General features: G+C 58.9%; 3 protein-coding genes. 2 read left to right on the top strand and 1 reads right to left on the bottom strand.

Annotated elements, in window-relative coordinates; all coding sequences use genetic code 11:
- Positions 1-1,650: 3'-5' exonuclease (locus Q3981_RS10070; protein WP_303125890.1), on the top strand; the 1,650-nt coding region annotated here is incomplete at its 5' end.
- Positions 1,651-2,122: 472 nt separating this feature from the next.
- On the opposite strand, the gene Q3981_RS10065 is transcribed toward Q3981_RS10070, so the two are convergent.
- Complete coding sequence (locus Q3981_RS10065) at positions 2,123-2,917, bottom strand: M23 family metallopeptidase (RefSeq protein WP_303125887.1); 795 nt, start codon at positions 2,915-2,917, stop codon at positions 2,123-2,125.
- Between the two features lie 376 nt (positions 2,918-3,293).
- On the opposite strand from Q3981_RS10065, the gene Q3981_RS10060 reads away from it, so the two are divergent.
- The coding region (locus tag Q3981_RS10060) for a DUF6350 family protein (RefSeq protein WP_303125885.1) at positions 3,294-4,828 on the top strand (1,535 nt) is incomplete at its 3' end.

Here is a 4,828-nt window from a genome sequence, read left to right as displayed (position 1 = left end):
AACGCTGTGATTTCCCAAAACTCTGGGCGTCGTGAGAAGAATTTATGGACGGCGTTGGGGGAGGGTGAACGGATTGTCGGATATGTGGCCGACAATGAGCACGATGAAGCCCGATTTGTGGCCCGTGAAATTGATCAGTTAGTTGATAACTCCGCCGTTAATTATGGCGATATCGCAGTTTTCTACCGGACGAATAATGCGTCCCGGGCGTTGGAAGATATCTTTATTCGCAATGGTCTTCCGTACAAGGTGGTCGGTGGAACGCGGTTTTATGAGCGCAAAGAAATCCGAGACATCATTGCTTATCTGAAAGTTCTGGATAACCCAGATGATTCGGTCAGCTTGCGGCGGATAATAAACACTCCGCGACGAGGAATTGGTAACCGCGCTCTGTCTTTGCTCTCTCTGTACGCGGAAGATCACGGTGTCAGTATGGGTGCCGCATTGCGGGCCGCTGCCGACGGAGACATTCCAGCGTTAGGGTCGCGCGGCAATAAAGCGGTGGGCCGTTTTGTCGAGATGATGGACGGATTGCGCAACGATATTGCCGATAACCAGCTGGTATCCCATGACGGGGATGACTTGGGCATTGCCGATTTGGGCGCGATTGTTAACGACGTGATTGAACGCAGCGGTTATCTGGAAAGCCTGGAGGGATCGAATGACCCGCAGGACGGCGCCCGACTGGATAACCTCCGTGAGCTCGTGTCCGTTGCGCGTGAGTTCGCCTCCGAAGCCGCGCATCAGTTGGCTTATGAGCGCATGCCTAGCGCTACCGCATCGGAGAGTGCTCCGGGAGTTGGCGCGGCGGCTGATTCCAACGTCGGCAGTGATGGCGTCGGGAGCGGCGGCACCGATAGCGGCGGAGGAATAGATACCGCAGGTGACGAAGGTTTTCTTGAAGAAGGCGAACCTCAGCCGGGGAGTTTGCAGGCGTTCTTGGAGCGTGTTTCCTTAGTGTCCGATGCGGATCAGATTCCTGATGAAGAAAACGGCGTGATCACTCTCATGACGCTCCACACGGCGAAGGGGCTTGAATTCCCCGTCGTGTTCCTCACTGGTTGGGAGGACGGGCAGTTCCCGCACATGAGGGCGCTGGGTGATCCGTCAGAGCTATCGGAAGAACGACGCTTGGCTTATGTGGGCATTACGCGTGCGCAGCGTCGGTTGTATATTTCTCGTGCTGTGACCAGGGGATCCTGGGGGCAACCGGTGAATAATCCCGCCTCGAGGTTTATTGCGGAGATTCCCGAGGACCTTATCCACTGGGAACGCGAGGAACCTCAGCAAAGCTGGGATAGCGGCGACTGGTCACTGGGATGGCCAGACAAGTCGACTTCCGGGTATCGACGGGGGAACTCTCGGTACCGTGGCTCTCAATATGGTGGCGCTGGGTCGTCGGCTCATGGTTCTGGTGGCCGGCGAGGTGCTGGGCGTGGAGTCGGTTCGTCCTCGGATCGTCGTTCGGGCACGCCTGCGTCGGCGCTTCATCTCGAGGTCGGCGACCAAGTCAATCACGATAAGTATGGGTTGGGGACTGTGGAATCAGTCTCGGGCTTGGGGAAGCACACCAGCGTGGTGATCAATTTCGGGAAGGAAGGCACCGTCCGCCTCATGCTGATCGGCAACGTTCCCATGGAAAAGCTGTAAGAGCGTCTACTGGATGCACTTGCGGGGGAGTGTGCGCTGTGGTCAGCGCGGAAAGTTGGTCGACTCGGACAACGTCGGCCAGCGAAGCCGGGGATATCGGGATGCGGGAATATGTGAATAGGGTTTACGACAAATCTGTGTCCGCATGCTGGAAAACTGCGGGAGGATATCGGGGTCTCTTGTGAAAACTATGGGGGAATATGGGCGAAAAATGGCCGAAAATTGGCCATATAGCCCCGCACTTTTATTTGAGGGTGCATATTCCCCCACACTTTTCGGCTCCAAGTGTAGTTTCCCTGCAGTTTTCCGTGTGCTGGTTCCTTCTTCCGCGTGTCGGTGCTTCGCTCCCCAGGATTCTGTCCGCACCGCCTTCTGTCGTATAACCCTCGTATTACCCTGCGAATGTCTCGGCCCCGCGACGAAAAAATCGCTGGCCCACAAGGGAACCAGCGATCTGAAAAGAGAGCTAGCGTTAGCGCTGAATCGGGCCGAGGTTAATTCCGTGCGCGGCCAACCAAGGCAGCGGATCGATAGCCTCGCCACCATTGGGGTGGACCTCGAAGTGGCAGTGCGACCCGGTGGAGAATCCGCGCGAACCCATCCCAGCGATAACGTCGCCAGCCTTAACGCGCTGTCCGACAGTGACGTTGATTGTTTCCATGTGCCCGTACACGAACACGGTGCCGTCGTCGGCACGAAGACGAACCCACTGGCCGAACCCAGAGGCAGGGCCTGCGGAAATAACGGTGGAATCCATGACGGCGTACTCGGGGGTGCCCAGCACGTTGGCGATGTCAATGCCCTTGTGGAAGGCTCCCCACCGCATCTCGAAACCGGTGGTCAGAATGCCCTGAGCGGGCTTAACAATCCCAAGAGCGTTCATGATGGCATTGCCAACCGGACCCGCTGAAGCAGGTTGTGCAGTAGGCTCAGGTGTCCGCGCCGCAGCATCGGCAGCAAGGCGCTGCTTATTAAATTCAACAGTCTTTGCGATCTGGTCGTGCAGGTTCGCGACCGGCTTAGCTTGAGGGAGCTGAAGAATCTGAGGTGAGGACTCTGAAGCAGTTGCCTCAGAAGGTGTAGCGTCGGCGTCCTTGGCGACCAACCGGACACTATCGCTATGGCCAATGGTGGCGGCTCCTGCGCCGACAGCTCCCGCGGTGCCCAACGCACCGGCTGCAACGGCGACCGAGGCTACCCGGCTGGCCTTAGGAGTTGTCTGGCGGCGATGCGTCCCGACATAATGGCTGCCTCGATTCGTCCGCACGTGTACACCTCTCAAGCAAAAATGGTGGCCAGCCGCACCATGCACTCGGCTGGCTACTGTGTGTTTCACATCGACCGTACTGCTTAACTGTTTTAACAGGTAAGCGTAATCGTTTTGTAATCTCCGAACGAAATAGTAACGAACGGCTAGCGTCGCGGCAAGCTGTTTTCCATCTTTTTCTCACCAAGATGTGAGCATGGGAACACGGATCCGCACCGCGCGCGAATTATGTGATGCGTCACAGATTTGGTATGGGTGGGAACATTAATCACAGGCGACTACAGTTGTCTCAGCTGGCCTGGACTTTTTGGGTTTGTCGCCCCGAAAGCCGGAGTGCCTCATGTGCCCCACGCGCGGAAGGTGTCAGGATAGACAAGTGAGAAATACCACCCCATCGAATTCTCGACGTCCGGGGGATGGGCGGTCACGGAAGAATGGCCGCCGATCCCGCGGCACGGATGCGCAACGCTTGACGTGGGACTCCCCATCGTCGTCACGACAGCATCGCCCCGACCGCTCATCGCGTCAGTCGGAGACGGGTGCGGAGCGATCGTCACATCAATCCAGTCGCCCTTCGTTTGACGACGTTGCGCATCGTGATTCCTCCAGGCCGCGCTCAACTGCTGGCGATTCGCGCGCAAACCAGGCGCCTCGCGCGTCCGAACAATATGTTCGCGAGCAGCGTCCACAAGCTCGGGCAACGCGTGGCTCACGTCGAACAGATGAGGGCCGGGCATCGCGGGTACGCGGCGCGGGGGACCTCGACAACGCAGCAGCCGTCGGAAAGAAAAATGCGAGTGCGCGAGGTACTCGGGGTAATCGTGCCACGAGTGCCGGCCCGGACGACGGCCGTCGGGGGTCAGGAAGTAACCGCGGTGCAGCGGGTGCATCTCCCCGCGGAAGGCGATTCGGACTCAACCGCTGGACTCAATGGTGGCAGAAGAGCGGCAGCGCGGCTCGCAGCGCCGCGGGTGGCTCCTTTACTACACGGTTGAGGAAATTCCTGCCGGGGATTGCGGCCACCCATGTCTCCGTGATCGGCGTCATCATCGCAGTTGCGCTCATTATTTTATTAGCGTTGGACCTTTCCTTCGTCGCTGCTCCGGCCACCATTGCGTCCCTGTGGTTGACGTTCAATCTCGCGCCGCTCTCGATGTCCGGCGCCGATCTTGGCCTCCTGCCGCTGCTTCCCGCGCTGGGCTACGCATTGTGGATAGCGCTCAGAATCCGGTCGGTCGTCCGAGAACGAATCAGCGTCAGCGACGTGCGCATGCTTGTCGGCTGTTCGTTGGCCGTTCCTATCTTGCTGACGCTAACCGCGCTGGCCATGCTGTGGGACGCGCAGCCGGTCCTTCCGGTGAACGTTCCGTCGGTCTGGATGTCGGTCTTGTCGACGTTCGCTCTCAACGCGCTGGCGATCATTTTTGGGATGGGCAAGCGTTTGTGGCGGGCCCTGCTGCGCTTTTACGGCATGCCTCAGTGGCCTGTCGACGCGTTCCGCCTGGGTATGGCTTTTCTCGCGGCGATGGGCGGTATCGGCGCTCTCGTCGTGATTGTTAGCCTTATTGCCCACTGGTCGGCCTTTACGGACGCGTATTCCATCGCGTCGGGCGTCGGCGGCAAAATTGGGCTGACGCTGCTGTGGATCGCTTACTTCCCGAACATGGCTCTGGCCTCGGCGAGTGTTCTTGCGGGTGCCGAGGCTAATTTCGGTGCTGCGCAGGTCAGCTTGTTTACGGCGACGCGCGCGGAGTTGCCTCCGGTGCCGGTGCTTGCCGCGATGCCTGGCGATGTTTTCCCCGCCGCATGGCTCGGGCTTTTTATTCCTGCTGCGGTCGCCATTCTTGTTTATCGACGATTCCTGAGCCAGCGACGCGTTGTCGTTTCCCCGTATGGGACTGTTGGGGTGGC

Origin of the sequence: Corynebacterium sp. (genome assembly GCF_030530965.1) — a bacterium.
Classification (GTDB): Bacteria; Actinomycetota; Actinomycetes; order Mycobacteriales; family Mycobacteriaceae; genus Corynebacterium.
Note: the sequence above shows the minus strand (reverse complement) of the source record. Positions and strands in the feature narration are given on the sequence as shown.